This is a genomic window from Neokomagataea anthophila (genome assembly GCF_018122595.1).
In the GTDB taxonomy this organism is placed as follows: domain Bacteria; phylum Pseudomonadota; class Alphaproteobacteria; order Acetobacterales; family Acetobacteraceae; genus Gluconobacter; species Gluconobacter anthophilus.
This window is the reverse complement of record NZ_JAGRQH010000258.1, coordinates 1-214: the sequence shown is the minus strand read 5'-3', so window position 1 is coordinate 214 and position 214 is coordinate 1. Positions and strand designations below refer to the sequence as shown.

Here is a 214-nt window from a genome sequence, read left to right as displayed (position 1 = left end):
GTGGGTTAGCTAGATCGAGTCCGCCCTCGCGCGCGAGGAGTTGAATGAGTGTGCCGCCAGCTTCAACGGCGAGAAGCTGCATGCCGCCGCAAAAGCCGAGGATGGGGATGTCACGCTTGAGCGCGGCTATGAGCAAGGCGTGTTCTGCACGTGTACGTTCAGGGCGAGGGCTTGATTCGGGGGCTGGAGGTGCGTTGTAAAGCGCGGGATCCAC

1 protein-coding gene is annotated in these 214 nt (G+C 62.1%); it reads right to left on the bottom strand.

The window, feature by feature from the left end:
- Positions 1–214 (bottom strand): gamma-glutamyl-gamma-aminobutyrate hydrolase family protein (locus tag KB213_RS12620; protein ID WP_211683610.1); only part of this gene is annotated, 214 nt, incomplete at both ends.